We start from the raw sequence: 25,374 nt of genomic DNA, 5'->3' as shown, positions 1-25,374 counted from the left end.
ACAGGGCCTATGCCGATGCCATCCGGTCGATTGGCAGGACGTAGCCCTTCCAGTTGGCGGGTTCGGCGATGCGGTCGTAAAGCGCAACGGCAGGGGCGTTCTTGCCCGGGACGATCCAGCGCAACTCGGTCCAGGAGCGCTTGGCCCCTTCGCTGACGAGCGTCTCGATCATGCGTCGGGCAATGCCGTTGTTGCGTGCGTCCGGGTGCACGTAGATCTCGTCGAGCTGTCCGGACCGAAGGCCGGTGATGATTTCCGGGAGATCGAAGAAGATCGCGAAGCCGACGAGCCGTCCATCGACCTCCGCGCCGATGACCTCGGCGGAGCGGTCGCCGAGGATGCGTTCGGCATAGAACTGGTCGGGGCGGCGGGGCGCGCCGCGCTTCAGCGCCTGCGCGTATTCCGCGATCAGCGGTGCAAGGGCGAGCGCATCGTCTGGGCCGAGCGACTTGATGGTGATCTTGCTCATGAAAACTCCGCAAAAAGGACAGTCCGCCGGACGATTGGACCGGGACGACACCTTGCCCTTAAAAACGCGGCTTTTTCAACTGTCCGATCATGCGGCAATTGCAGCATCGAGCCGTGCGAGACCGGCTTTCAGGGCGGCGACGCAGGCTGCATCGAACGCGGTTCCCGTGTCCTTGTCGAGAATGGCGAGAACCTGGGGAATCGGCATTGCCGCGCGATAGGGCCGTTCCGCCGACAAGGCATCGAAGACATCGGCGACGGTGAGGATCCTGGCCTCCAGGCAGATTTCCTCATCCCTCAGACCGTGGGGATAGCCGTTTCCGTCCAGCCGTTCGTGATGTGCGCCCGCGACATGGGCGATGTCGGCGAATGCGGACACCCGCTCCAGAATCCGCTCGCTGTGATAGGAATGCGCCCGAACAGTGCGCCATTCCGCCTCATCGAGTTTGCCCGGCTTGTCGAGAATCTGGTTGCTCACACCGAGCTTCCCGAGGTCGTGCAGCAGGGCAGCCCGGCGGAGCCAGCGGCGATGCGGTTTTGAAAGCTCGAGCTCCTCCGCGATCAGGTCGGTGTAGAGCGTGACCCGATCGGAGTGATCGGCGGTATACGGGCTCTTCGCGTCAACCACGTCGGAAAAGGCCTCCGCGACTGCGTCGAGATAGTCCTCATCCACATCCTGCGCGGTTGTCGGTGCCATGGCGAAGACCGTCTCGTCCAGATCGTCGGCCGCGAGGCGATCCCAAAAATCGGGCCTGCGCGATACCGCGAGGAATGCGTCGACCAGATCCGGCGCGAACCAGGTGCCTGCCCGGTTGGCGATTTCGGTTTCCGCTTCGGCGCGGCCATGCTCTTGAAAAAAGACATCGGCGACCTGGGCCAGAAGCGCGATGTTGGCGGCCGTGGGGATCGCGTCGCCGGCCAGCCCTTCCGGTTTCCCGGACCCGTCCCAGTGCTCGTCGAGCGCCCGGATTCCGTCCTGAACGGCCTCCGAGAAGCGCATTTTGGCAGCGATGTCGGCCCCGCGATGACACCGGGTCTCGATCATCTCGCGCGCGATCTCCCCGCCGTTTTGCACCACATGGACAAGCGCACGGATGCGCTCGCTCAGACCCGATTTCAGGCCGGTTTTCTTGAACACGAACCGCAGGGCTGCACCGAGCGATCCATCGATGGTCTTGAAATCGCGTTTGAAAGAAATGTCATCGGTCAGGTAGAGTTCACAGATGCGCGCGGCATTGCTGCTGCAGCCGAGATCCTTGAGCAACAGCGTGTAATAGAGGTCGGCCATGTCTGTTTCGCAAAGGCGGAGTTCGGTGCCGACGGCCATTCCGATCCAGCAGCAGCGGATGCAGTGCCCTTCCGGCTGGCCCTCCGTCATGTCGAGCGCATAGCTCAGCGATCCGAGCAGATCCGCGAGAACCAGACGCCGATCGGTGTGGTGATTCAGGCTGTCCTCGTAGTGGCTGCGCGCCAAACCACATCTCCATCTGTCCAAGTTTTCCCAATTCTCTTGATGAAAATACGGTCGAGCGCTTAAGAAGTCGTCTCCGCGACTACGAGGATCTTTCCGTTCCGATTGACGGGATCGCGCGGGGCGGTAGCATGGCGGAGCTTCTTCGTGCCTCCTGCCTCTTTCGCTGGATCCCACCCGATCATGCCAAGCCAAGTGACCCGCCTGCGCGCGACAATGATCGGCGCGACTGCTGTCTTGATGTGGTCGACGCTTGGTCTGTTCGGAGCCGCCTCGGGCGGTGTGCCGCCGTTTCTGCTCAATGCCCTGTGTTTCGGCATTGCCGGGCTTGGCGCAACGGCCTGGCTCGCGCTGCGCGGCCGTCTGGTGCTGATGCGTCAGCCATGCCGGGTCTATGGCTTCGGGATCCTCGGGCTGTTCGGATTCCACTTCTTCTATTTCACGGCCATTCGCAACGCGCCGCCGGTCGATGCCAATCTGATCAATTACACATGGCCGCTGCTGATCGTGGTGTTTTCGGCATTCCTGCCGGGGGAACGGCTGAAGATTCAGCATGTCGCGGGAACGCTGCTCGGCCTGGGAGGGGCGGCCCTCCTGATCCTGCGCGGCGATGGACTTGCGCTCGATGGCGACGCCGCGCCCGGGTATTTCGCGGCGGTGGCATCGGCGCTGTTCTGGTCGGGGTATTCGGTCCTGTCGCGTCGGCTCGGGAGCGTGCCGACCGAAGCCGTGGCGGGATTTTGCCTCGGCACCTCCCTTCTGTCGGTGGCGGCCCATCTCGTCTTCGAGACGACCGTCTGGCCGCAGGGGACCGGCGAGTGGTCCGCCGTACTCGGGCTTGCCGCCTTTCCGGTCGGGCTTGCCTTCTTCGTCTGGGACATTGGCGTCAAGCGCGGAGACATCCAGGTGCTCGGCGCCTTTGCCTACACCGCCCCCGTCTCGTCCACCCTGCTCCTGATTGTCTTCGGTTTCGGGGATTTTACGCTCGTGGTGATGGCTGCCTGCGCACTCGTGACCCTGGGGGCGCTGGTCGCGGCCAAGGACATGTTGTTTGGTCGCTTCACCAAAAAGACGGGTGGCGTGGCCGCAGGCGAGCGCGTAGAGGAATGAAGGCTTCAGGCTCCCGACCGGGTCGGGCGCAGAAGCTGAAAGAATGGACCGAAGTCGACAGAGGATGTCACGACCCATGATGACGCAAACCGCCATTCGTCCCCGCCGCAGCGTTCTCTACATGCCGGGCTCCAATGCCCGTGCGCTCGAGAAGGCGAAGACGCTTGATGTCGATGCGTTGATCCTCGATCTGGAGGATGCCGTCGCACCCGACGCCAAGGAGATGGCGCGCGCCCAGGTCCGCGATGCGGTCGCCGGCGGCGGATACGGCCACCGCGAAGTGGTGATCCGCATCAACGGCCTCGGCACGTCCTGGGGCGTGGACGATCTGTCCATGGCGATTGCGGCCGCCCCCGACGCCATCCTGGTGCCTAAGGTTTCGACCTCGGCGGACCTGGAGCGGGTTGCGCATCGTCTGAACGGTGCCCGGGTTCCGGCCCGTGTCGAAATCTGGGCGATGATGGAAACCCCGCTTGCGATGCTCAATGCACGCGAGATCGCCTCGGCCGCGTCCAATCCCGAGACCCGCCTCGGATGTTTCGTGATGGGGACCAACGATCTGGCCAAGGAAACCGGGGCACGCCTGGTGCCGGGCCGTATGCCGATGACGCCCTGGCTGATGACATGCGTCGCCGCGGCGCGTGCCTATGGCATCGATATCATCGATGGCGTCTACAACGAACTGGACGATGCAGCGGGCCTTGAGGCGGAATGCGCGCAGGGCGCGGACATGGGCATGAACGGCAAGACGCTGATCCACCCCAAGCAGGTTGCTCCCTGCAACACGGCTTTCTCGCCGGCGCCCGCGGAGGTCGACTGGGCGCGCCGCATCATCGCGGAATTTGAAAGGGAAGAGAACGCCGACAAGGGCGCGATCCAGGTGGAGGGTCGAATGGTCGAACGCCTGCACGCTGAAATGGGCGCCCGCCTCGTTGCGATCTCGGATGCGATTGCCGCACGCGCGTCCTGACCGGCGCGCAAGACAAAGGACATTTACATGAAACTCTATCGCTATCTCACCGGCCCCGACGAAAGCGCGTTCTGCCACCGGGTGACCGCCGCGCTCAACAGCGGCTGGGACCTGCACGGCCCGCCGAGCATGACCTATGACGCGGGCAAGGGCATCGTGATGTGCGGTCAGGCGGTGACCAAGGATGTCGGCGGAATGACCTACTCTGCGGAGATGAAGCTCTCCGACTACTAGGCGATCCAGGCGGTTGATCGACGACCGGCGTGGTTACGTGTCGGCGTCGGTTTCTCTGTCCGGCGTGTGGCGGTTGATCATCGGCATCTGCGCCAGGGTGAAGGCGATGGTGATCGGCATGACGCCAAATACCTTGAAGGACACCCAGAAATCCGTCGAGAAGCTGCGCCAGACGACTTCGTTCAACGCGGCGAGAAAGAAGAAGAACACGCCCCAGCGAAAGGTGAGCTTGCGCCAGCCGGCGTCGTCCATCCGAAAGACGCTGTCGAAGACATAGCCGAGCAGCGAGCGCCCGAAGACGAGACCGCCGAGCAGGATGGTGCCGAACATCACATTGACGATGGTCGGCTTGAGCTTGATGAAAAGCTCATCGTGCAGCCACAGCGTCAGGGCGCCGAAAACCAGAACCACCACCCCGGACACCACCGGCATCACCGGCAGTCGCCGGGTCAGCGCGTAGGACACGGCCAGCGACACGGTGATTGCGGCCATGAAGACGGCGGTCGCCAGGAAGATCGGATCGCCGAGCGATCCAAGCGCCGGAAAGGCATCTATGATCGCTTCTCCGCGCGCGTTGGCAAAGAAAAACAGCACCAGGGGACCAAGCTCCAGAACGAGCTTGAGCAGCGGCGATACTTCCTTGCGGTCCTTGGCGTTGGGCTGATGTTCGAATTCCATGCGGCGTCAGATCTCCTGTCCGGCGATTGCAGCGGCAAAATCCTGGGCGCGGAAGGCCTCAAGGTCGTCAACCCCTTCTCCCACGCCAATGAAATGTACGGGCAGCTTGTGCTTGGCGGCAATGGCGACAAGGATGCCGCCGCGCGCCGTTCCGTCGAGTTTGGTCATCACCAGACCGGTGACGCCGGCCGTGCGCCCGAAAATCTCGACCTGGCTCAACGCATTCTGGCCTGTCGTCGCATCCAGCGTCAAAAGCACACTGTGCGGCGCCGAGGGGTCGTGCTTGCGAATGACGCGCACGACCTTTTCCAGCTCCGCCATCAGTTCGGCCCGGTTCTGCAGGCGTCCGGCGGTGTCGATCAGCAAAACGTCGCAGGCGGCCGTGCGGGCTTCCTGCATCGCATCGAAGACGAGCCCCGCGGCATCCGCGCCCGTGTCGCGCGCGACGACGGGCGCGCCGGTGCGTTCGCCCCAGATCTTGAGCTGCTCGACGGCGGCGGCGCGGAACGTGTCGCCGGCGGCGAGCATCACGGATTTCCCCTCGGCGCGGAGCTTTGCCGCGAGCTTGCCGATGGTCGTCGTCTTTCCGGTGCCGTTGACGCCGACCACAAGAATGACATGTGGCGCATGGGCGACGTCGATCGTCAGCGGCGTTGCGACCGGCTCCAGAACCTTGGCGACTTCCTCGGCCAGGATCCGGCGGACTTCTTCGGCGCTCACTTCCTTGTCGAAACGACCGTCGCTAATACGCTCGGTGATCGCCATGGCCGTGTCCACGCCGAGGTCGGCCTGGATGAGAAGATCTTCCAGATCCTCCAGAGTGGCCGCGTCGAGCTTGCGCTTGGTGAAAAGCGCGGTGATCCCGCTGGTCAGCGAGGACGACGAGCGCGACAGGCCGGCCTTCAGCCGCGACAGCCAGGACTTCGGCTTTTCATCCGGGGCAGGCGGGGAGGCCGCCTCCGGCTCGGGGGGCGGAGCGGCTTCCGTGTTCCGGGAAGGCGCGTTTTCCTCCGGTACCGCAGGCAATTCCGCCTTTGCGACCTCGGGTTCTGCCGCTGCGTCCTGTGCGGCAGGCTCATCGGATGCGGGCGTCCCGGCTTCCGGCTTGGAAAGCGGTGCGCGCTCGGTGTCGTCGGTCGTTTCCTCCGGAACCGCTTCGCTCGGGTTTGAGCCGAACAGGCGTCCGAAGAAGCCGCGTTTTGTTTCGCTCATGCGATCAGGCTGCCTGTGTGTCGAGTGGGGTCGCGAGAAGGTGACGCCCGGTATGCCCGCTGATGCGCAAGGTGACAAGGTCACCGGCGTGTGCGTCCGGCACGTCGGCCTGCCGGAATTCGACCTGTGTGAATTGCGCGCTGCGGCCAAGTCCGTCGCGTTCCACGAGGATCTCGCGGGTCTTGCCGACCTCGTCCTGAAGATGCGCGGCGAGAGCCGCTTCGCCCTTCCGGCGCAGCCGTGCGGCGCGCGCCTTGACGATGGCGCGTTCCAACTGCGGCATGCGCGCCGCCGGCGTTCCCCGGCGGGCGGAAAAGGGGAAGACATGCAGATGCGTGAGCCCGCATTCGTCGACGATGGCGAGCGTGTTTTCAAACATCTCCTCGGTTTCCGTCGGGAAGCCTGCGATGATGTCGGCGCCGAAGACGACATCGGGACGCGCGGCGCGCACCTCTTGGCAAAAGCGGATGGTGTCGGCGCGCAGGTGCCGCCGCTTCATGCGCTTCAAGATCATGTCGTCGCCCGATTGCAGCGACAGATGCAGATGCGGCATCAGGCGCGGTTCGTGCGCGATCAACTCCATCAGCGCCGGGTCGGCCTCGATCGAATCGATCGAGGAGAGCCGCAGCCGGTCGAGACCGGGGACATGCTTCAGGATCTTCTGCGACAAGTTCCCCAGCGTCGGCGTGCCGGGGAGGTCGCCGCCGTAGCTGGTGATGTCGACGCCTGTGAGCACGATCTCGCGGTGCCCGTTGTCGACGAGCCGGGCAATCTGGTCGACCACGGCGCCCATCGGCACGGAGCGCGAGTTGCCACGGCCGAAGGGGATGATGCAGAAGGTGCAGCGGTGGTCGCAGCCGTTCTGGACCTGGACGAAGGCGCGTGCGCGCCCCTCGAGCCCGTCGATCAGGTGGGAGGCGGTTTCGCGCACGCTCATGATGTCGTTGACGCGGACCTTCTCGCTTTCCTCGATGCCGAATTGCGCGACGCGGCCATAGGAGGCGCGCTCCAGCTTCTCGGAGTTGCCGAGCACCAGATCCACTTCCACCATCCCGGCAAAGGTCTCGGCTTCGGTCTGCGCGGCACAGCCGGTGACGATGATGCGGGCATCGGGGTTTGCCCGCCTGGCCTTGCGGATCGACTGACGGGCCTGGCGCACGGCTTCGGCGGTTACCGCGCAGGTGTTGATCAGGATCGCGTCGGAGAGGCCTGCGGCCTCCGCCTCGCGCTTCATCACCTCCGACTCGTAGGAATTGAGCCGGCAGCCGAAGGTCACGATATCGACGCTCATGACACCACCTCCAGATGCGGCCGGTCGCCGGACGCGGTCTTGCGATGGCTCAGGTCGGAAAGCTCCAGGGCGCCTTCGTATTCGATCTCGGTCGCGCCGGTCATGATGATGTGGTCGTCGCTGGCGCGCCACGCGATCGCGAGCGGCCCGCCGGGCAGATGCACGGTGACAGAGCGTCCGGTACGCCGGTCGCGCGCAGCGGCGACTGCGACCGCGCAGGCGGCGGTGCCGCAGGCCCTTGTCAGGCCGACGCCGCGCTCCCAGACGCGGATCTCGATCTCGTCGTCGGACAGCACATGGGCGAGCGAGATGTTGGCGCGCTCGGGAAACATCGGATGGTTTTCCAGAAGCGATCCGACGCCGGCGAGATCATGCGCGTCGAGATCCGCGACCCAGAATACGGCATGCGGGTTTCCGACATTGACCACGCCCGGCGTGTGAAGCACCGGCGCATCGATCGGTCCTACCTGAAGCTCGATGGCGCGCGTGTCGTGAAACTCTTCCGCCAGCGGGATCTCGTTCCAGGCGAACTTCGGAACGCCCATGTCGACGCTCACCCGGGTCGGATCATCGGTCGCGGAGGCGATCAAGAGGCCGGCGTTGGTCTCGATGGTTGCACTGTCGCGGCCGCTTTCTTCCATCAGCAGACGTCCGACGCAGCGGGTTGCGTTGCCGCAGGCGTCGACCTCGCTGCCGTCGCGGTTGTGGATGCGCATGAAGGCGTCCGCGCCAGCAGGGCTCGTCTCCACCGTGATCATCTGGTCGAAGCCGATGCCGGTGTCGCGACCGCCGATGGTCTGGATCGTCTCGACCGGAAGGCGCAGGGGTTCCCCGCGGGCGTCCCACACAACGAAATCATTGCCGAGCCCGTTCATCTTCAAAAAGGGTATGCTGCGCGCGTTCATCGTCGAAGAGGCCTGTCGTGGCGCGCCTCGCGCGCCGTTCGTGTCGGCGAACCGTATACAGCGCCTATATGGCGGAAAAGCGCGCGCGATTCCAGTGCCGCGCGCGCCCTTGCCGTGCTGTCTTCGCGTTGTCGCCTCGTTGACCCGGCTACCGCCGCGCTTCCTCGCGGATGAATGTGCCGCGCTGCAGGTCGGTGACAGCTTCCATCAGTTGCTGGCGCGTGTTCATCACGATCGGACCATGCCAGGCAACGGGCTCGCGGATCGGTGCGCCGGAAACGAGCAGAAAGCGAATGCCCGCCTCTCCTGCTGTGACCGTCACCTCGTCTCCGGTGCCGAAACGCACCAACGTGCGGTCTCCGCTTTCGTCGCGCACGTGGATCTCGCGTCCGTCGACTTCCTTTTCCAGCAGGATGCCGGAGGGGGTGGAGGCGTCGCGGAAGCTGCCCGAACCTTCGAAGATATAGGCGAAGGCCTGGCGATAAGTGTCGACAGGAAAGCGTTTCGTGCGTCCCGCTGGAATCGAGATGTCGAGATAGCAGGGGTCGGCGGCGATGCCGTCGACCGGGCCGCGCTTGCCCCAGAACTCGCCGCAAATAACCCGGACGACCGTGCCGTCGTCGTCCACGATCTCGGCGATTTCGCCCGAGGGCACGTCCTGATAGCGCGGCGCGGTCATCTTCAGCGAGGACGGCAGGTTCGCCCAGAGCTGGAAGCCGTGCATGCGCCCGCGCGCATCGCCATGCGGCATCTCCTGATGCATGATCCCGCTGCCGGCGGTCATCCATTGGATGTCACCCGCGCCAAGCGTGCCGCGGTTGCCGAGGCTGTCGCCGTGATCGACGGTTCCCGCCAGCACATAGGTAATCGTCTCGATCCCGCGGTGGGGATGCCAGGGGAAGCCCGCCTCGTAATCCTGAGGGCGTTCGTTGCGAAAATCGTCGAACAGCAGGAACGGATCATGCGCCGTCGGCTCGCCGAAGCCGAAGGCCCGGTGCAGCTTGACGCCGGCGCCTTCCAGCGTCGGCTGGGCCGCGGAAACATGTGTGACCGGTCTGACCGACATGGGCGTTTCTCCAGTTTTCATGCTGCCTCCGCGAGGAGCGCAGCCGCCATCGAGCGTACTGGCAAAGATAAGTGTCGCGCGCCTGCGAACCAGTCGTGAACGTCTCAACGCACCGTTCACGTGTGCCGCATCAATCGATGCAGATGGCGGCGCCGGGACCGCAGCGTTCGAGAATGTGCCGCATGTCTTGTTCTTTCACGGCAACACACCCTTCTGTCGGGGGATACCCGGGGCGCGCCAGATGGAAAAAGATGGCGCTGCCGCGCCCTCGTACGGCCGGGCGCAGGTTGCAATCGAGCACCACGACGATGTCATAGAGGTGATCGTCGCGCCACATGGCTTCATGCGAGGCCGTGAACGGGCGGGTGACGAGATGGTTGTAGCGCGGATGGTCTGGCGCGTCACACCAGCCCATCCAGGGATGCAGCTCCGTGACCGGCAAGCGCGTGCGTGGTCGTGCGACGCGATCCGCGCGATAATACACGGTCAGGAGAGCAAACCGGCCTGCGGGAGCCGCTCCATCGCCCTCGCGCTTGTCGCGGGTGATGCCGCCGCGTCCGAGCGCGCAGGCGACGTCGAGCCCGCCGCAGGTCAGGCGGCCGCTGGCGGCGCCGGCGGACAGGCTCCGTACGGTGATCAGGACCGGTGTGGCCGACAGGTTCGATGACATGGCGTCTCGCTTTGCTGGAACCGTGTTCACCAAGCGGTCAAGCCGCCGTGATCCAATTGTGTTGGCCTTGTCGGCAATTTCCGTCAATAGCGGGTCGCGTAACCGCCCGGACTTGCTTAAGTGAATGAAGTTCGGTTTGATTTCGCAAGACCCCGTCACGGAAGGACAGCCCATGAGCGCACGCAAGATCCTGATTGTCGACGATGACAACGATCTGCGCGAGGCCCTGGTCGAACAGCTCTCGCTTTACGATGAATTCGAGACCCTCGAGGCGGAGACCGCGGCGAAAGGCATCGCGGTCGCCGAAGGCGGGCATGTCGACCTGTTGCTGATGGATGTCGGGCTGCCCGACATCGACGGGCGCGAGGCGGTCAAGCTTCTGCGCAAGAAGGGGTTCAAGGCGCCGATCATCATGCTGACCGGGCACGACACGGATTCCGACACGATCCTGGGGCTTGAGGCCGGCGCCAACGATTATGTCGTCAAGCCGTTCAAGTTCGCCGTGCTTCTTGCGCGTGTGCGCGCGCATCTGCGCCAGCACGAACAGAGCGAAGATGCGGTTTTCGCGATCGGCCGGTTTTCGTTCCGCCCGGCGCAGAAGCTGATGACCGACGAGGGGGGAGGCAAGATCCGCCTGACCGAAAAGGAAACGTCGATCCTGAAATTCCTCTATCGCGCCGGCGAAAAGCCGGTGACCCGCGACGTGTTGCTGACCCAGGTCTGGGGATACAATTCCGGAGTCACCACCCACACGCTGGAAACGCATATTTACCGGCTGCGCCAGAAGGTCGAGCGCGATCCCTCCAATGCGGAGCTTCTGGTAACGGAAGCAGGCGGTTACAAGCTGGTTCCCTGACACCGGATCGTGCCCGCGCGAGATTGGATCAGGGGCAGACAAACGGAAGGGGGAATCCGCCCTTGTGCAAATCGTAGCCTTCAGCGTAATGCTCTTGGCATGAGTCTCGCCCGGGATATGGATCTTTTGCGTCAGGTACCGCTGCTCTCCGAGTTTCCGGAAGAGCAGTTGCGTCTGCTCGCCTTTTCGGCGGAAAACGTGAATTACCGGGATGGCGAGGTTCTGTTTATTGCCGGTGAGCGCGCCGATGGCGGGCTCGTCGTGGCCACCGGAGCCATCTCGCTTGAAGGCGAAGGCGAAGGCGGGTCGGGCGAGGTGCTCGATACATTCGGCCCCGGAAGCCTGATCGGCGAGACCGCGCTGCTCGTCGAGACACGTCGTCCCGCACGCGCCGTAGCCAGTGGCGCGACCGAGGTCATCCGCATTCGTCGCGCGCTGTTCAAGCGCATGCTGCAGGAGTTTCCCGACATCGCGCGACGATTGTTCGAGGCTCGGGCGGAGGCGTTTCGTGTGACCGCAGGCGCGCTTTCGCGTGTCGGGGCCGTGCTGGAACAGATCGAGCGCGAGAACACCGAATTTCGCGCAGATCGTCGCCGCGCGGATCAGGAGCGCGACGAGGATCAGCAGTAACGACGCACGACAGATCGTGCGATCAGGCGACGGTGAGCGTCACCGGGATGTTGCCGCGGGTCGCGTGGGAGTAGGGGCAGACGATATGCGCCTTGTCGACGATCGCCTGCGTGTCCGCATCGTCCATGCCCGGCGCCGTGATCGTCAGCGTCACTTCTATCCCGAAACCGCCGCCGTCCTCTCGTGGTCCGATGCCGACGTTTGCCGAGACTGAAAGGTCGTCCGGAAGCCTGACCTTGTCCTGCCCGGCGACAAATTTCATCGCCCCCAGAAAACAGGCGGAATAGCCCGCGGCGAAGAGCTGCTCGGGATTGGTGCCCTGTCCGCCGTCGCCGCCGAGTTCCTTCGGCGTGGAGAGCGTGACGTCGAGCCGTCCGTCGTTCGACTGGGCCGTTCCGGTGCGTCCGCCGAATGCCTGCGCATGTGCTTTGTAGAGAACGCTCATCATCAAAACTCCCTTGCGATATGGCGCGAATGATTTTTAATGCCACACAATTATATTGTGCACAATTAAATTTTGCAAAGCTTGACAGCTGGGGTGGTCTGCCCGATTGAACAGCTTCAGGATCCGAGAAAGAGCACTGCCGCCATGTCGACCCGCGCCGCCGCCCCCGACCCCGATGTCAATCTCCTGCTGTCACGGCAGCTGTGCTTCGCGCTGCATTCCACCACGCTCGCGCTCGGGCGCGTTTATGCGCGGGCGCTCGCGCCGCTCGATCTCACCTACACGCAATACCTGGCGATGCTGGTGCTCTGGGAGACGGATGCGATCCCGGTGAAACGGCTGGGTGCGCGATTGATGCTGGACTCCGGTACGCTGACCCCGCTGTTGAAGCGGATGGAGGCGGCAGGTCTCGTCGCGCGGCGGCGAGACCCCGACGATGAGCGCCGGGTGCTGGTCACGCTGACCGAGGCGGGCGCGGCGCTGAAAGAGGCGGCCCGCGACGTTCCGGCGCGCATCGGCGCCGCATGCAGCGTCTCGGGGGTCGATCTCGCCGCTCTCAAAGGGGATCTGGAAGCCCTGCGCAGTGCGCTGAGCGGTCCGTCGGCGGGGGCGCCACCGAAAGACACCGACTAGCCGCGCAAACGCAAAACGCCCGGCATAGGGCCGGGCGTTCTCACATGGGGGGGCTGGCCGCCGTTGTTTGCGGTCAGCCCGGGCCTTACGCCCAGGGGCGGGTTTCCGCCGTTGCCTGCTCGAAACGGTCGATGGCCGGAGCCTTTTCCATCGTCAGGCCGATGTCGTCCAGACCGTTCATCATGCAATGCTTGCGGAAGGGGTCGATCTCGAAGGTGATGACCCCGCCGTCGGGACCGCGAACTTCCTGCGCTTCCAGGTCGATGGACACCGTCGCGTTCGCGCCGCGCTTTGCATCGTCCATCAGCTTTTCCAGATCGTCTTCGCTGACGACGATCGGCAGGATGCCGTTCTTGAAGCAGTTGTTGTAGAAAATGTCGGCGAAGCTCGTCGAGATCACACAACGGATGCCGTAGTCGAGCAGTGCCCAGGGGGCATGCTCGCGGCTCGATCCGCAGCCGAAGTTGTCGCCGGCAACCAGGATCTTGGCGCCTTTGTAAGCCGGCTGGTTGAGCACGAAATCGGGGTTCTCCGATCCGTCGTCATGGGTGCGCATCTCGTGAAACAGCGCGCTGCCCAGCCCGGTGCGCTTGATCGTCTTCAAGAACTGCTTGGGGATGATCATGTCCGTGTCGATGTTGATGATCGGCAGCGGCGCGGCGACACCCGTCAGCTTGTCGAATTTTTCCATTTTTCCGGGATCTCCTCGGGATCGAACGTTTGAAGCTGGAATGCAGGCGTCGGTCAGGCCGCCAGGCTGGTGGCCGCGTCGACGCCGAGCATGAGGTTCAGGTTCTGGACGGCCGCGCCGGACGCGCCCTTGCCCAGATTGTCATAGACGGCCATCAGGACGACCTGTGCGCGGCTGTCGTCGGCGAAGACATGCAGGCGCATCCGGTTGGTTCCGTTGAAGATTTCCGGGTCGAGGTCTGGCGTGCGGTCGACGTCGGAGAGCGGGGCGATATCGACGAAGCTGCCGGTGAGGCTTGCAAGATACGCTTCAAGCTCGGCATGGATCTCCGCGCCGGTCGGAACCTTCGGCAGGATCTCGAGCCGGAGCGGCACGGATGTGACCATGCCTTGCGCGTAATTCCCGACAGAGGGAATGAAGATCGGCGGCGAGGCCAGCGTCGCGTATTGCGTCAGTTCCGGCAGGTGCTTGTGGCGAAAGCCGAGACCATAGGGCAGATAGGGTGGCTTGTTCGCACCCGGCGCTTCATAAGCCTCTATCATTTGCCGCCCGCCGCCGGAGTAGCCGGAGATCGCGTTGACCGTGACGGGATAGTCGGCCGGCAGCAGGCCGGCCTCGATCAGCGGACGCAGGCAGGCGATCACGCCTTGCGGATAGCAGCCGGGGTTGGATACCCGCTTCGATGCGGCAATCTCCGCGCCTTGCGTTTTGGTCATTTCCGCGAAGCCGTAGTCCCAGCCGGCGTCGGTGCGGTGCGCCGTCGAAGCGTCGATCACCCGCGTGGTGTCGTTTTCGATCAGCGACACGCTCGCGCGCGCCGCCTCGTCGGGCAGGCACAGAATCGCGACATCGGCCGCGTTCAGGCAGTCGGCGCGCGCGGAGAGGTCCTTGCGCTTGTCGGCGGGGATCGAGATGAGTTCCAGGTCGCGGCGACGCGACAGCCGCTCGCGGATCTGGAGACCCGTCGTGCCGGCTTCGCCGTCGATGAACACTTTCGCGACCATAACCCTTCTCCAAAAACTCCTGCCGCGCGGATTGCGCGAGCATGCGGAGCGAGTTCTACACCACGCCCGGCCGGTTTGTCATGCATTCGCGCCGGCTTTTCGCGCCGCGGTGTCGTGGAAACGCGCTTCAGCGCGCCATGCCGTGATATTCGGGGTTGGGACGCATATCCGTGGCGGCGGCGACCCGGTTCGACATGTTGAAGAACGCCGCGACCGAGGCAATGTCCCAAATGTCGCGATCGCTAAAATCCGCATCGCGCAGCGCCTGCCTGTCCGCTTCCAGAATTTCGGCCGGGCGCTCGGTCAGCTTGACAGCGAAATCGAGCATGGCGCGCTGGCGTGGCGTCAGGTCGGCGACCCGGTAGTTCATCACCATCAGTTCGCCGAGTTCCGCGTCGCCGGAAAGCTGCCGAACGGCTGCGCCATGGGCGGCGAGGCAATAAAAGCAGCGATTTACCGCCGATACCGCAACCGCGATCATCTCGCGTTCGAGTTTGCTCAACCCGCTGTCGGCCAGCATGAGGTCGTTGTACATCGCGGTGAAGGCGTCGAACTTGTCCTGATTGAAGGAATAGGCAGTCAGGACATTGGGCACGAGGCCGAGTTTTTCCCGGCATTTCGCGAAATAGGCCTCGGTCTCGCTGGAAAGCGCGGTTTCCTGCGCCAGTTCCAGCGCCACCGGCTGTTTGGTCTTGCTCATGATTTCGCCGTTTCCTCCCTTTTTCGTGAACCCCTTCGCGCGCGGTTCATCACTTTAGGTCCGACTTTCGGAGAAGTCATTCCATCGTCAGCTGTCTCGCTCTAGCATGCGCTGGATCCGGGGTGCCAGCGGGACGAATCACCTGCATGGCAAAATCCCCGATCGGTGATGACATTCAAAAAACACCGGCGATGCAGATAACGGCGCCGGATGGTGGGGGACAATGCCCGAAGCACGAGATCAGGCTAAGGCCACGTTGATTGACGCCGTGGTGGCGGAACTCGAACCCGAAACCGGAGCGTTCGCGCGGGATCTTTTCGCGCGCGGTGCGGCGGAAGACCTCGTCGCCTATACGGCAACGGATCTTGTCGCCGTGGCGCGCGCCGCCTGGGCGGAGTTGGCGGCGCATCCGTTGGGGACCCACCGGATCCATATCTACAATCCCGCATCGTCCGGCGACCGGAGCCGGGTCGCGGATGTGACCATTGTCGAAGTCGTCAATGACAACATGCCGTTCCTGGTCGATTCGGTCATGGGAGAGCTTCAGGCAAGCGGGTTCGAAGCGCGGCTCGTGCTTCACCCGATTCTCTCGGTGGAGCGCAGTGAGACCGGGGCATTGGTCCACTACGTCGGAGCCGGGAAATCGGGCAACGATGCCTGTCGGCGTGAAAGCCTCATCCATATTCACGTCGCGCGCATCGATACCGCGCAGGAGCGCGCGCAGCTTGCCGAGCGGCTTGAGGCGGTGATGAACGACGTGCATGCCGCTGTGCGCGACTGGTCCGCGATGCGCGACCGCCTTGGTGCGGCGATTGCCACCTACAAGGAAAACCCGCCTCCGGTTCCCGTCGATGAACTGGCGGAAGCAATCCAGTTCCTGGAGTGGCTCGCCGCCGACAATTTTACGCTTCTGGGCATGCGCGAATACTATTTCGAAGGCGGCGTTTCGAAAGGGGACCTCTCGCACAAGAAGGGGTCAGGCCTGGGTTTGCTGGCAGATCCGGATGTGCGCGTGTTGCGCCGCGGGTCGGAATTCGTCGTCATCACGCCGGAAATCCGCGATTTCCTGATGAAACCCGAGCCGCTGATCATTTCCAAGGCGAACGTGAAGAGCCGGGTGCATCGCCGCGTGCACATGGATTACGTCGGGGTGAAGCTCTTCGACGACGACGGCGAACTCGTCGGCGAGCTCAGGGTGGTCGGCTTGCTGACGGCGACGGCCTATACGCTCTCGACCAAGAACATTCCCTTTCTGCGCCGCAAGATCGACAGCGTGCTCGATCGCGCCGGTTATGATCCAGACAGCCATTCAGGGCGCGCCCTGTTGAACGTGCTGGAAAGCTATCCGCGTGACGAGTTGTTCCAGATCGACCCACAGCTCCTGTATGAATTCGCGACCGCGATCCTGCAGCTCGACGAGCGCCCGCGTATCCGCGTTCTGGCGCGCCGCGACCGGTTCGACCGGTTCGTGTCGATCCTTTGCTATGTTCCGCGCGACCGCTACACCACCGAGGTGCGCCTGAGGATCGGCGCCTATCTGGCCGGGGTGTTCGACGGACGGTTGTCGGCCTGGTACGTCGCCTATCCTGAAGGCCCGCTCGCGCGGGTCCATTTCATTGTCGGTCGTGACCAGGGCGAAACGCCTGATCCGGGACAGGAGACGGTGGAGCAGGCGGTGGCCGGGATCGTGCGGACCTGGACCGACGACCTGCGCGATGCGTTGCGCGCGGCCTATGGCGGACACAAGGCGCTGGAGCACGCCAAGCGTTATACGGATGCCTTCCAGGCCGGCTACCGTGAAGTCTATTCGGCCGAAACAGCGCTCGAGGACATTCGCATCGTCGAGAAGCTGAGCGACGAGGCCGATACCGCGCTCACCTTCACTCGTCGGGAGCAGGATGCGCCGAACCGGGTGGTCCTCAAGGTCTATCATCACCTCGTGCCGATCCCTCTGTCCGCGCGTGTGCCGATCCTGGAAAACATGGGCTTTCGGGTTATCAACGAGCGGACCTACCGCCTGACGCCGGCGGACCGGCCGCTCGCCTATCTGCATGAGTTGTCTCTGGAACCCAAGAATGGCAGCGAGATCGACCTGACGGATGATCTCAAGCTCAGGCTTGAGGCGCTATTCATGGCAATCTGGCGCGGGAACACGGAATCCGACGGCTACAATGCGCTGGTGTTGTCTGCGGGCCTTGCCTGGCGCGATATCGCCATGCTGCGGGCCCTTTCGCGCTATTTGCGCCAGGCCGGAATCCGTTATTCCGAAGACTACATGTGGCACACGCTCAATCGCTATTCGGACGTGGCGACAAAGCTGGTGGAAATGTTCCATCTGCGGTTCGATCCCGATCCGAAGGCCGAGGACAGGTCGCTTGGCGCGGAACGCGTCGAGCGCGATCTGATCGACAGTCTGGACCAGGTGGACAGCCTCGACGACGACCGGATCCTGCGGCGCTTCGACAATGTCATCAACGCGATGCTGCGTACCAACTTCTTCCAGATCGACACGCACGGTCTCGCCAAACAGACGTTTGCCTTCAAGCTCGACCCGCAGCGCATCGAGGAATTGCCGCTGCCGCGGCCGTTCCGGGAGATCTTCGTCTACAGCCCGCGGGTGGAAGGCGTGCATCTGCGCTTCGGCAAGGTGGCGCGCGGCGGATTGCGCTGGTCCGACCGGGCGCAGGATTTCCGCACCGAGGTGCTCGGTCTGGTCAAGGCCCAGCAGGTGAAGAACGCGGTGATCGTGCCGGTCGGCGCCAAGGGCGGTTTCGTGCCCAAGCATCTGCCCGTCGGCGGCAGCCGCGACGAGATCTTCGCGGAAGGCACGAAAGCCTACAAGATCTTCATTTCCTCGCTGCTGGACGTCACCGACAATCTGAGTGGCGATACCATCTGGCCGCCGGAGCGCGTGGTGCGCCACGATGACGACGACCCCTATCTGGTCGTAGCGGCCGACAAGGGCACGGCGACCTTCTCCGACACGGCCAATGCGATCTCCGAGAGCCGCAACTTCTGGCTGGGCGACGCCTTTGCCTCCGGCGGGTCGGCCGGTTACGACCACAAGAAGATGGCGATTACCGCGCGCGGCGGCTGGGAGGCCGTAAAGCGTCACTTCCGCGAGATGAACCGGGATATCCAGAGCGAGCCCTTCACGGTTGCCGGCGTTGGCGACATGTCCGGCGATGTCTTCGGCAACGGAATGTTGTTGTCGAAGGCGATCCGCCTGGTTGCGGCCTTCGATCATCGCGACATCTTCATTGATCCCGATCCAGATCCAGCCGTTACCTGGGAGGAGCGCCAGCGGGTCTTCGACCTCGGCCGTTCGTCGTGGCAGGATTACGACACATCCCTGATCTCCGAAGGTGGCGGTGTGTTCTCGCGGCAGTCGAAGTCGATTGCGTTGTCGCCGCAGATTCAGAAACTTCTCGGGGTTTCGAAATCCAAGGCAACACCGCAGGAGGTGATCAATGCGATTCTGAAGATGGAGGTGGACCTGCTCTGGTTTGGCGGCATCGGCACCTATATCCGCGCCGCCGGGGAAAGCGACGCGGATGTCGGCGACCGGGCCAATGACGCGATCCGCGTCACTGCCGGAGATGTCGGGGCGAAGGTGATCGGCGAAGGCGCCAACCTCGGCATGACCCAGCGGGCGCGCATTGCCTTCAACCGGCGCGGCGGGCGGTGCAACTCCGACGCCATCGACAATTCCGCCGGGGTGAACTCCTCCGACATGGAGGTGAACATCAAGATCGCGCTGGGTGCGGCCGTGCGCGCCAACACGCTGACGGTCGCGGAGCGCAACGTGTTGCTTGCGGAGATGACGGAAGAGGTCGCAGCGCTCGTCCTGCGCAACAATTATCTCCAGACGCTGGCCATCAGCCTGTCGGAAATGCGGGGCATGGAGGAGTTCGGCTATCAACGCCGAATGATGCGGCAGCTGGAACAGGCCAGCCTGCTCGACCGTACCGTGGAGGAACTGCCGGACGAGGTCGCGCTCGACGAACTGGAAGCGACGGAGACCGGGCTGACTCGGGCGGAGACGGGCGTGTTGCTCGCATATGCCAAGCTCACGCTCTACGACAAGTTGCTCGACAGCACGGTTCCCGACGATGCCTATCTGGCCAAGGAGCTGTTCCGCTACTTCCCCGTGCAGATGCAGGAGCGCTACGCACAAGAGATCGAGGGGCATCGGTTGCGGCGCGAGATTATCGCCACGATGCTCGCCAACTCGATGATCAACCGGGGCGGGCCGACCTATCTGACCCGCATCGCCGATCAGACCGGAGCCGAATCCGCACGGATCGCGCAGGCTTTCGCGGTCGTGCGGGACGCCTACGGACTGACCGCCCTCAATGGCGAAATCGATGCGCTGGATACCAGGATCGACGGCGCCCTGCAGCTCAAACTCTATTCCGCGGTTCAGAATCTGGTGCTTGAACAGTCGGTCTGGTTCCTGCGCAACGTCGACTTTGCGAACGGGCTGGAGGCAGAGGTCATGCGGTTCCGCTCCGGAATCGAGGCGCTCGCGCCCAGCCTCTCGGATGTGGTGCAGGACGCGATGCGTTCCGAAATCTCGACGGGATCCGAAACCCTCAAGAGCGCCGGTGTGCCAGTCCCTCTGGCACATCGGATCGCACGCCTGTCGCTGGAAGCTGAAGTGCCGGACATTGTTCTTGTCGCCGAGCAAAGCGGAAGAGAGCTTCCCGAGGTGGCCAGCGTCTTCTTCAAGGTTGCCGGGCATTTCCGCCTGGGAGCGATGGAGGCCAAGGCGCGCGACTTGCGGATTCTCGACTATTACGACGGGCTCGCGCTCGATCGGGCGCGGGCGACGCTGGCCGGCGCGCATCGCGACGTGACCCGCAATGCGCTTGCCGCCGGCGGGTTCGAAACCTGGCTTGACGAAAACGAGGCACGGGTTGTGCGCACCGCACGGGCCGCCAACGAGATCATGGAAGGCGATCTCACGGTGTCGAAGTTCTCCGTTGCCGCCAGCCTGCTCGCCGAACTCGCGCAATGAGCGAAACGGGCGTAGGGCCGCCTGTCGTTTCCGACGACCCGGAGTTTCGCTCCGGGCCGTCGCCCACGCTTTCGCGCGGAGCGGTGCCGGCCTGGCTCTTCTTCGACTGGGCCGCGCAGCCGTTTTTCACCCTGGTGACGACCTTTGTGTTCGCGCCCTATTTCGCGTCTGCCGTTGCTGCATCACCGGCCGAGGGACAGGCGCTTTGGGGGTATGCCACGGCGGCGGCGGGACTGGCGATCGCGGTGCTCGCGCCCGTGCTCGGCGCGATCGCGGATCGCACCGGGGCCCGAAAGCCCTGGATTGCGGCCTTTTCCATTCCCTTCGTCGTTGGCTGCGGTCTGCTGTATCTTGCCGCGCCGGGCGCGCCGGGCGCGCCGGGCAGCATCGCCGTCGCGTTGGCGGGCTTTGCCATCGCGACGCTCGGCGTCGAGTTCGCCACCGTTTTCACCAATGCGATGATGCCGGACCTTGTGCCGCGCCAGCGACTCGGTCGCCTGTCGGGAAGCGGCTGGGCGACAGGCTATGCCGGGGGGCTCGTTTCTCTCGTCATTGCGCTCGGGTTCTTGGCCGCCAACCCTGAGACCGGGCGAACCCTGCTCGGACTGGAGCCGGTGTTCGGTCTCGATCCGGCCCTGCGCGAGGGCGACAGGGCGTCGGGTCCCTTCTCGGCGCTCTGGTATCTCGTATTCGTGCTGCCGCTGTTCGTTCTGGTGCCGGACGTGCCTCGCCGGGCCGTCGGGCTTGGCACGGCCGTTGGCGAAGGCCTGTCCGATCTTGCCCGCACCTTGCGCATGGCGCGCGCCAACAGGCAGGTGCTCACGTTCCTGGTTGCCAACATGATCTACAAGGACGGGCTTGTCGCGCTGTTCGCCTTCGGCGGGATCTATGCGGCGGGCGTTCTCGACTGGTCGAGCGTCGAGATCGGCACCTTCGGCATCCTGCTGACCATTTCCGGCACTTTCGGCGCGGTGATCGGTGGGCGGCTCGACGACCGGCTCGGGCCGCGACCGGTGATCGCGGGCGCGCTTGTCGTGCTCATCCTGTGCGGATTGGGACTTGTCTCCGTCGACCGGAACACCGTGTTCTTCGTTGTCGACGTAGCATCGCCCGCTGCCGATGGCGGGTTGTTCTCGACCCTGCCGGAGCAGATCTTTCTGGTCCTGGGCGGTGTCCTGGGGGCCGTTGCCGGGCCGCTTCAGGCAGCGTCACGCACGTTGCTCGTGCATCTTGCGCCGCGCGATCGCGTCACCCAGTATTTCGGCCTGTTCGCGCTGTCGGGAAAGGTGACGAGTTTTCTCGCGCCGCTGAGCGTCGGGATTGTCACGGCCGCAACGGCAAGCCAGGCCGCCGGCATGGCGGTGATCCTGGGGTTCTTTTCGGTGGGATTCTGGTTGTTGCTTCAGGTCCGCGATCCACGGTCCGCCTAAACGCAGGCGGACCTTTTCCGGATCTGGATCAGCCGATTGCCTTGACGGCGGCCCGCTCGGCGCGCTTGCGGTCATGCGGGTCGAGCAGTGCCTTGCGCAGGCGGATGTTTTGCGGCGTCACTTCCACCAGTTCGTCGTCGGTGATGTAGGAAAGTGCACCTTCCAGCGAAAGACGGATCGGCGTCGTCAGCCGGACCGCTTCGTCCTTGCCCGAAGATCGCACGTTGCTGAGCTGCTTGCCCTTCAGGACGTTGACCTCGAGATCGTTCCCGCGCGTATGCTCGCCGACGAGCATGCCGCGATAGACCTTGACGCCCGGATCGATCAGCATCGGGCCGCGATCCTCCAGATTGAACAGAGCATAGGCGACAGAATCGCCGTCGCCGTTGGAAATCAGCACCCCGGTGTGACGGCTGGGGATCTCGCCTTTGAAGGGGGCGTAGGCGTGGAACACGCGGTTGAAGATCGCGGTGCCGCGCGTGTCGGAAAGAAGCTCCGACTGGTACCCGATCAACCCGCGGGTCGGTGCGTGAAACACCAGCCGGCTGCGACCGCTGCCCGAAGGGCGCATTTCCAGAAGGTCTGCCTTGCGCTCCGACAGTTTCTGCACGACGACGCCGGAATGTTCCTCGTCAACGTCGATGATCACTTCCTCGATGGGTTCCAGGCGCTCGCCGTTCTCGCCGGTCTGGAACACGACGCGGGGGCGACCAACGCAGATCTCGAATCCCTCGCGGCGCATGTTCTCGATCAGGATCGCGAGCTGAAGCTCGCCGCGTCCGGACACGATGAAGGCATCGGCTTCCGGAGAATCGTTGATCTGCAGCGCGACATTGCCTTCCGCTTCGTCCATCAGGCGCTTGCGGATGACGCGCGACTGGACCTTGTCGCCTTCGGTTCCGGCCAGGGGGCCGTCATTGACGAAGAAGGTCATCGACAGGGTCGGCGGATCGATCGGCTGTGCCGGAACCGGCTCCGTGACTTCCGGTGCGCAGATCGTGTCGGCGACGGTCGCCTCGGACAGGCCGGCAATGGAGATGATATCGCCGGCGACGGCCTTGTCGATCGGCTGGCGCTCAAGCCCGCGGAAGGCAAGAACCTTGGAGATGCGTCCGGTCTCGACGGTCTTGCCGTCGTGCGACAGGGCCTTGACCGCCATGTTCGGCACGGCTTCGCCGGAGATGATGCGGCCGGTCAGAATGCGCCCCAGGAACGGGTTCGGCTGCACCGTCGTTGCCAGCATCCGGAAGGCGCCCTCTTCCGCGGTCGGAGCCGGCGTGTGTTGTGCGATGAGATCGAACAGCGGATCCATGGAGTCCATCGGTCCTTCAGGTTCGGTTGCCATCCAGCCTTGCTTGGCCGAGCCGTAAAGGACGGGGAAATCGAGCTGGTTCTCGTCGGCATCGAGCGCGGCGAAAAGGTCGAACACCTCGTCCAGAACCTCTTCCGCGCGCTGATCCGGCTTGTCGATCTTGTTGATCGCCACGATCGGGCGCAAGCCAAGCTTCAATGCCTTGCCGAGCACGAATTTCGTTTGCGGCATCGGACCTTCCGCAGCGTCGACAAGCAGAACGACGCCATCGACCATGTGCAGGATGCGCTCCACCTCTCCACCGAAATCGGCGTGACCCGGAGTATCGACAATGTTGATGCGCGTATCGCCGTGAGTCAGCGACGTGACCTTGGCGAGAATGGTGATCCCACGCTCGCGTTCGAGATCGTTGGAATCCATCATCCGGTCTTCCGTCTTCTGATTGTCGCGGAAGGAACCGGATTGTTTCAGGAGCACGTCAATCAGCGTCGTCTTGCCATGATCGACGTGCGCAATAATGGCGATGTTACGCAGGTTCATGTGGGGTCGTGCTCCAAAAAAGATACCGCGGGCCCCTCGGACCCGCGGATTTTCGCGCCCCTCTATAAACCGGGGGCCGGTTTCTTGCAATGCAGCAAACTGTGACGACGCCTTGACAGAATCGCATGGCTCGCCCATTTGATAAGGTAATCTTATTATATGGAGTGCTTATAACTATGGTCGTGCCGCCCCGTCCGATCGGTTACCTCGTTGCGGATATCGCGCGCCTCATGCGTCGGCGGTTCGAGCGTGCGCTTGCCGCCGCCGACACGGGGGTAACCGCTGCCGAGGCGCGGGTCCTGGCCTATGTCGAGCATTTTCCCGCGCGACGGCAGGCCGTCCTTGCCGAACGGCTGGGCGTGGAACCCATGACGTTGAGCGCTCTCGTCGACAGGCTTGAAGCATCGGGCCTGCTGTGTCGCAGGCCTGATCCGCAGGATCGCCGTGCCAAGCTGATCGAGCTTGCGCCCGGCGCGGCGCCCGTTATGGGGCGCATCCATGATGTTGCGGTCCGGTTGCGGACGGAGGCGGTCGCCGGGTTCTCGCCGGCCGATGTCGATGCCGTTTACGACCTGCTTGGAAGAATGCACGAAAACCTGACCGACTGCGGTCCCTCGGAGACATCATGACAACGACTGAAGCCGGCCTTCTGAGGCCGGACCACCCCGGGGCCGGAACACCGGTCCCGCCGATGAGCGAGACGCGAACGGCCGTTCTGGGCGCAGCGCTTGTTGCGATCGGACCCATCACCATGGCGCTCTACACGCCGGCCATGCCGGTGCTTGCACAGGTGTTTTCCACCTCCGCGTCAATGGTGAAGCTGACGCTCACGGCCTATTTCGCCGGCTTCGCGCTCACCCAGCTCGTCTGCGGCCCGCTGACGGACGCGTTCGGCCGCAAGTCCGTGACGCTTGTCTTCCTGGCGCTCTATCTCGCCTCCACGGTGATGGCGGCCTTTGCCCCGACCATCGAATGGATGCTGGTGGCGCGCACCATGCAGGGCATCGGCGCCTCTGTCGGCGTGGCCGTGTCGCGCGCGATCGTGCGCGACCAGTTTACCGGGCGGACCTCCGCCCGGATCATGAATGCCGTTGCAATGATGCTGGCGATCGGTCCGGCGCTCGCGCCCACCATCGGCGGCGTGACGCTCGAGCTGTTCGGCTGGCGCGAGATTTTCTGGGCGATGATGATCTATGGCGTGGTGCTGGTCTTCGGCATTCTGGTCTTCCTGCGCGAGACCAATGCCTATATCGATCCGGCAAACCTCAGGCCCGGCGTTCTTGTGCGAAATTACCTGATGCTGCTGATCGATCCGCGGTTCATGCAGCCGAGCCTGCTCGTCGGCTTCGGGATCGGCACGATCTACACGCTTGCGACCATCCTGCCCTTCGTGCTCATCGAGCAGGTGGGGTTGACGCCGATACAATTCGGCTTCGGCATGATGATCCAGTCCGGCTCCTTCATCGCCGGGGCCATCGTCACGTCGCGCCTCTTGAAGCGCATGGACGCCGAAGCGCTGCTGCCGTTCAGCCTGAGTTGCATGGTGCTTTCGGGAGTTGCGATGGTCGTGCTGCTCAGCCTTACGGAACCGAAGTTCCTGACGGTGATGCTGCCCGTGGGCGTCTTCGCCTTCACTCTGGCAATGTCGCTTCCTTCAGCTTCCACCGCCGCGCTTCAGGGCTTTCCGCGCCTCGCCGGCTCGGCGTCTTCGATGATGGGGTTCATGCAGTTCGGCGCCGGCCTTGCGGGAAGTCTGGTCGCGGCCAGCCTCGGCGATCCCTTGCTTGGCCTGACGCTGGTGCCGCCGGCGATGCTCTTTCTCGCGGTCGGGTCCTATGTCGGCCTCGGTCGTCATAACCGTCGAAAGGCCGGGGGGCGGGCATAATTTCCCCGCGCATTTCGACACGCGGGGGACATTCGGTCGGGGCTGTAGTGATGGGCCGAGGTGCAATGAACGTCCGCCGCGAGCCAAACGATGTTGTCGATGACAGCTGGCCGACGGTTTCAGGACGGTTGCGCCTTCAAAGCGGCCTTGACG

General features: G+C 63.9%; 23 protein-coding genes. 10 read left to right on the top strand and 13 right to left on the bottom strand.

All coding sequences use genetic code 11. From position 1 onward, the window contains the following. Window positions 1-7: 7 nt before the first annotated feature. A complete protein-coding gene (locus tag BLU32_RS16975; protein WP_093808893.1) occupies window positions 8-469 on the bottom strand; it encodes a GNAT family N-acetyltransferase in 462 nt (153 codons plus the stop codon). 87 nt (window positions 470-556) lie between these two features. Continuing rightward, window positions 557-1,846 carry an HD-GYP domain-containing protein gene (locus BLU32_RS16970; protein WP_093811219.1) on the bottom strand — a complete coding sequence of 430 codons (1,290 nt, stop codon included), beginning with the start codon at window positions 1,844-1,846 and terminating at the stop codon, window positions 557-559. A 276-nt stretch (window positions 1,847-2,122) separates the two neighbouring features. On the opposite strand from BLU32_RS16970, the gene BLU32_RS16965 reads away from it, so the two are divergent. The 3 genes from BLU32_RS16965 (at window position 2,123) to BLU32_RS16955 (ending at window position 4,253) form a co-directional block, all read left to right on the top strand. After that, entirely contained in the window at window positions 2,123-3,049 is a 927-nt protein-coding gene (locus tag BLU32_RS16965) for a DMT family transporter (protein ID WP_093808892.1), read from the top strand. A 76-nt stretch (window positions 3,050-3,125) separates the two neighbouring features. Beyond that, window positions 3,126-4,019: a CoA ester lyase gene (locus BLU32_RS16960; protein WP_371326935.1), complete on the top strand. Its 894-nt coding sequence runs from the start codon at window positions 3,126-3,128 to the stop codon at window positions 4,017-4,019. A 27-nt stretch (window positions 4,020-4,046) separates the two neighbouring features. Next, window positions 4,047-4,253 (top strand): DUF1737 domain-containing protein, encoded by a 207-nt coding sequence (locus BLU32_RS16955; RefSeq protein ID WP_093808891.1) that lies wholly within the window; start codon window positions 4,047-4,049, stop codon window positions 4,251-4,253. A 33-nt stretch (window positions 4,254-4,286) separates the two neighbouring features. On the opposite strand, the gene BLU32_RS16950 is transcribed toward BLU32_RS16955, so the two are convergent. The 6 genes from BLU32_RS16950 to BLU32_RS16925 form a co-directional block, all read right to left on the bottom strand. Continuing rightward, window positions 4,287-4,931 (bottom strand): septation protein A, encoded by a 645-nt coding sequence (locus tag BLU32_RS16950; protein WP_093808889.1) that lies wholly within the window; start codon window positions 4,929-4,931, stop codon window positions 4,287-4,289. Between the two features lie 6 nt (window positions 4,932-4,937). Then, the gene (gene ftsY, locus BLU32_RS16945) at window positions 4,938-6,143 is read right to left on the bottom strand and encodes a signal recognition particle-docking protein FtsY (RefSeq protein WP_093808887.1); all 1,206 of its coding nucleotides are present in this window, start codon (window positions 6,141-6,143) and stop codon (window positions 4,938-4,940) included. Between the two features lie 4 nt (window positions 6,144-6,147). After that, window positions 6,148-7,434, bottom strand: coding sequence for a tRNA (N(6)-L-threonylcarbamoyladenosine(37)-C(2))-methylthiotransferase MtaB (gene mtaB, locus BLU32_RS16940; protein ID WP_093808885.1), 1,287 nt, complete (start codon window positions 7,432-7,434; stop codon window positions 6,148-6,150). After that, entirely contained in the window at window positions 7,431-8,339 is a 909-nt protein-coding gene (gene dapF, locus BLU32_RS16935; protein ID WP_093808883.1) for a diaminopimelate epimerase, read from the bottom strand. The genes mtaB and dapF overlap by 4 nt, the downstream gene beginning before the upstream one ends. A gap of 148 nt (window positions 8,340-8,487) precedes the next feature. Then, window positions 8,488-9,405, bottom strand: a complete 918-nt coding sequence (locus BLU32_RS16930; protein WP_093808881.1) for a pirin family protein — start codon at window positions 9,403-9,405, stop codon at window positions 8,488-8,490. A gap of 130 nt (window positions 9,406-9,535) precedes the next feature. After that, a complete protein-coding gene (locus BLU32_RS16925) occupies window positions 9,536-10,075 on the bottom strand; it encodes a L,D-transpeptidase (protein WP_093811215.1) in 540 nt (179 codons plus the stop codon). A gap of 172 nt (window positions 10,076-10,247) precedes the next feature. On the opposite strand from BLU32_RS16925, the gene BLU32_RS16920 reads away from it, so the two are divergent. Both BLU32_RS16920 and BLU32_RS16915 read left to right on the top strand, forming a co-directional pair. Continuing rightward, window positions 10,248-10,931: a response regulator transcription factor gene (locus tag BLU32_RS16920; protein ID WP_093808879.1), complete on the top strand. Its 684-nt coding sequence runs from the start codon at window positions 10,248-10,250 to the stop codon at window positions 10,929-10,931. Window positions 10,932-11,048: 117 nt separating this feature from the next. Further along, window positions 11,049-11,561: a cyclic nucleotide-binding domain-containing protein gene (locus BLU32_RS16915; protein ID WP_208976912.1), complete on the top strand. Its 513-nt coding sequence runs from the start codon at window positions 11,049-11,051 to the stop codon at window positions 11,559-11,561. 22 nt (window positions 11,562-11,583) lie between these two features. On the opposite strand, the gene BLU32_RS16910 is transcribed toward BLU32_RS16915, so the two are convergent. After that, the gene (locus BLU32_RS16910) at window positions 11,584-12,006 is read right to left on the bottom strand and encodes an organic hydroperoxide resistance protein (protein WP_093811213.1); all 423 of its coding nucleotides are present in this window, start codon (window positions 12,004-12,006) and stop codon (window positions 11,584-11,586) included. Window positions 12,007-12,150: 144 nt separating this feature from the next. Between BLU32_RS16910 and BLU32_RS16905 the strand changes: the two genes are divergently transcribed. After that, complete coding sequence (locus tag BLU32_RS16905) at window positions 12,151-12,639, top strand: MarR family winged helix-turn-helix transcriptional regulator (RefSeq protein ID WP_093808875.1); 489 nt, start codon at window positions 12,151-12,153, stop codon at window positions 12,637-12,639. Between the two features lie 85 nt (window positions 12,640-12,724). Here the strand turns inward: BLU32_RS16905 and leuD are convergent, their stop codons facing one another. The 3 genes from leuD to BLU32_RS16890 all read right to left on the bottom strand — a co-directional run bounded on the left by leuD (window position 12,725) and on the right by BLU32_RS16890 (window position 15,034). Further along, window positions 12,725-13,330, bottom strand: coding sequence for a 3-isopropylmalate dehydratase small subunit (gene leuD, locus BLU32_RS16900; RefSeq protein WP_093808873.1), 606 nt, complete (start codon window positions 13,328-13,330; stop codon window positions 12,725-12,727). Between the two features lie 53 nt (window positions 13,331-13,383). Then, a complete protein-coding gene (argC, locus tag BLU32_RS16895) occupies window positions 13,384-14,334 on the bottom strand; it encodes an N-acetyl-gamma-glutamyl-phosphate reductase (protein WP_093808871.1) in 951 nt (316 codons plus the stop codon). A 127-nt stretch (window positions 14,335-14,461) separates the two neighbouring features. Next, a complete protein-coding gene (locus tag BLU32_RS16890) occupies window positions 14,462-15,034 on the bottom strand; it encodes a peroxidase-related enzyme (protein ID WP_093808869.1) in 573 nt (190 codons plus the stop codon). A gap of 223 nt (window positions 15,035-15,257) precedes the next feature. Between BLU32_RS16890 and BLU32_RS16885 the strand changes: the two genes are divergently transcribed. Together BLU32_RS16885 and BLU32_RS16880 are read left to right on the top strand one after the other, a co-directional pair. Further along, a complete protein-coding gene (locus BLU32_RS16885) occupies window positions 15,258-20,054 on the top strand; it encodes an NAD-glutamate dehydrogenase (protein ID WP_093808867.1) in 4,797 nt (1,598 codons plus the stop codon). Beyond that, window positions 20,051-21,484 (top strand): MFS transporter, encoded by a 1,434-nt coding sequence (locus BLU32_RS16880; RefSeq protein ID WP_093808865.1) that lies wholly within the window; start codon window positions 20,051-20,053, stop codon window positions 21,482-21,484. The genes BLU32_RS16885 and BLU32_RS16880 overlap by 4 nt, the downstream gene beginning before the upstream one ends. A 28-nt stretch (window positions 21,485-21,512) precedes the next feature. Here BLU32_RS16880 and typA read toward each other — a convergent pair whose 3' ends face one another. After that, a complete protein-coding gene (typA, locus tag BLU32_RS16875) occupies window positions 21,513-23,336 on the bottom strand; it encodes a translational GTPase TypA (protein ID WP_093808863.1) in 1,824 nt (607 codons plus the stop codon). A 176-nt stretch (window positions 23,337-23,512) separates the two neighbouring features. Between typA and BLU32_RS16870 the strand changes: the two genes are divergently transcribed. Together BLU32_RS16870 and BLU32_RS16865 are read left to right on the top strand one after the other, a co-directional pair. After that, a complete protein-coding gene (locus BLU32_RS16870; RefSeq protein ID WP_157727717.1) occupies window positions 23,513-23,965 on the top strand; it encodes a MarR family winged helix-turn-helix transcriptional regulator in 453 nt (150 codons plus the stop codon). Next, window positions 23,962-25,221, top strand: a complete 1,260-nt coding sequence (locus BLU32_RS16865; RefSeq protein WP_172838585.1) for a multidrug effflux MFS transporter — start codon at window positions 23,962-23,964, stop codon at window positions 25,219-25,221. The genes BLU32_RS16870 and BLU32_RS16865 overlap by 4 nt, the downstream gene beginning before the upstream one ends. The last annotated feature ends 153 nt before the right edge of the window (window positions 25,222-25,374 follow it).

The sequence above is a fragment of the Stappia sp. ES.058 genome, assembly GCF_900105595.1.
In the GTDB taxonomy this organism is placed as follows: domain Bacteria; phylum Pseudomonadota; class Alphaproteobacteria; order Rhizobiales; family Stappiaceae; genus Stappia.
This window is presented reverse-complemented; position numbering and strand designations above follow the sequence as displayed.

Bases quoted from the DNA above. Each gene is read 5' to 3' on its own strand.
- BLU32_RS16975 (WP_093808893.1), bottom strand. From the start codon at position 469: ATGAGCAAGATCACCATCAAGTCGCTCGGCCCAGACGATGCGCTCGCC.
- BLU32_RS16970 (WP_093811219.1), bottom strand. From the start codon at position 1,846: ATGACGGAGGGCCAGCCGGAAGGGCACTGCATCCGCTGCTGCTGGATC.
- BLU32_RS16965 (WP_093808892.1), top strand. From the start codon at position 2,123: ATGCCAAGCCAAGTGACCCGCCTGCGCGCGACAATGATCGGCGCGACT.
- BLU32_RS16960 (WP_371326935.1), top strand. From the start codon at position 3,126: ATGATGACGCAAACCGCCATTCGTCCCCGCCGCAGCGTTCTCTACATG.
- BLU32_RS16955 (WP_093808891.1), top strand. From the start codon at position 4,047: ATGAAACTCTATCGCTATCTCACCGGCCCCGACGAAAGCGCGTTCTGC.
- BLU32_RS16950 (WP_093808889.1), bottom strand. From the start codon at position 4,931: ATGGAATTCGAACATCAGCCCAACGCCAAGGACCGCAAGGAAGTATCG.
- ftsY (WP_093808887.1), bottom strand. From the start codon at position 6,143: ATGAGCGAAACAAAACGCGGCTTCTTCGGACGCCTGTTCGGCTCAAAC.
- mtaB (WP_093808885.1), bottom strand. From the start codon at position 7,434: ATGAGCGTCGATATCGTGACCTTCGGCTGCCGGCTCAATTCCTACGAG.
- dapF (WP_093808883.1), bottom strand. From the start codon at position 8,339: ATGAACGCGCGCAGCATACCCTTTTTGAAGATGAACGGGCTCGGCAAT.
- BLU32_RS16930 (WP_093808881.1), bottom strand. From the start codon at position 9,405: ATGTCGGTCAGACCGGTCACACATGTTTCCGCGGCCCAGCCGACGCTG.
- BLU32_RS16925 (WP_093811215.1), bottom strand. From the start codon at position 10,075: ATGTCATCGAACCTGTCGGCCACACCGGTCCTGATCACCGTACGGAGC.
- BLU32_RS16920 (WP_093808879.1), top strand. From the start codon at position 10,248: ATGAGCGCACGCAAGATCCTGATTGTCGACGATGACAACGATCTGCGC.
- BLU32_RS16915 (WP_208976912.1), top strand. From the start codon at position 11,049: ATGGATCTTTTGCGTCAGGTACCGCTGCTCTCCGAGTTTCCGGAAGAG.
- BLU32_RS16910 (WP_093811213.1), bottom strand. From the start codon at position 12,006: ATGAGCGTTCTCTACAAAGCACATGCGCAGGCATTCGGCGGACGCACC.
- BLU32_RS16905 (WP_093808875.1), top strand. From the start codon at position 12,151: ATGTCGACCCGCGCCGCCGCCCCCGACCCCGATGTCAATCTCCTGCTG.
- leuD (WP_093808873.1), bottom strand. From the start codon at position 13,330: ATGGAAAAATTCGACAAGCTGACGGGTGTCGCCGCGCCGCTGCCGATC.
- argC (WP_093808871.1), bottom strand. From the start codon at position 14,334: ATGGTCGCGAAAGTGTTCATCGACGGCGAAGCCGGCACGACGGGTCTC.
- BLU32_RS16890 (WP_093808869.1), bottom strand. From the start codon at position 15,034: ATGAGCAAGACCAAACAGCCGGTGGCGCTGGAACTGGCGCAGGAAACC.
- BLU32_RS16885 (WP_093808867.1), top strand. From the start codon at position 15,258: ATGCCCGAAGCACGAGATCAGGCTAAGGCCACGTTGATTGACGCCGTG.
- BLU32_RS16880 (WP_093808865.1), top strand. From the start codon at position 20,051: ATGAGCGAAACGGGCGTAGGGCCGCCTGTCGTTTCCGACGACCCGGAG.
- typA (WP_093808863.1), bottom strand. From the start codon at position 23,336: ATGAACCTGCGTAACATCGCCATTATTGCGCACGTCGATCATGGCAAG.
- BLU32_RS16870 (WP_157727717.1), top strand. From the start codon at position 23,513: ATGGTCGTGCCGCCCCGTCCGATCGGTTACCTCGTTGCGGATATCGCG.
- BLU32_RS16865 (WP_172838585.1), top strand. From the start codon at position 23,962: ATGACAACGACTGAAGCCGGCCTTCTGAGGCCGGACCACCCCGGGGCC.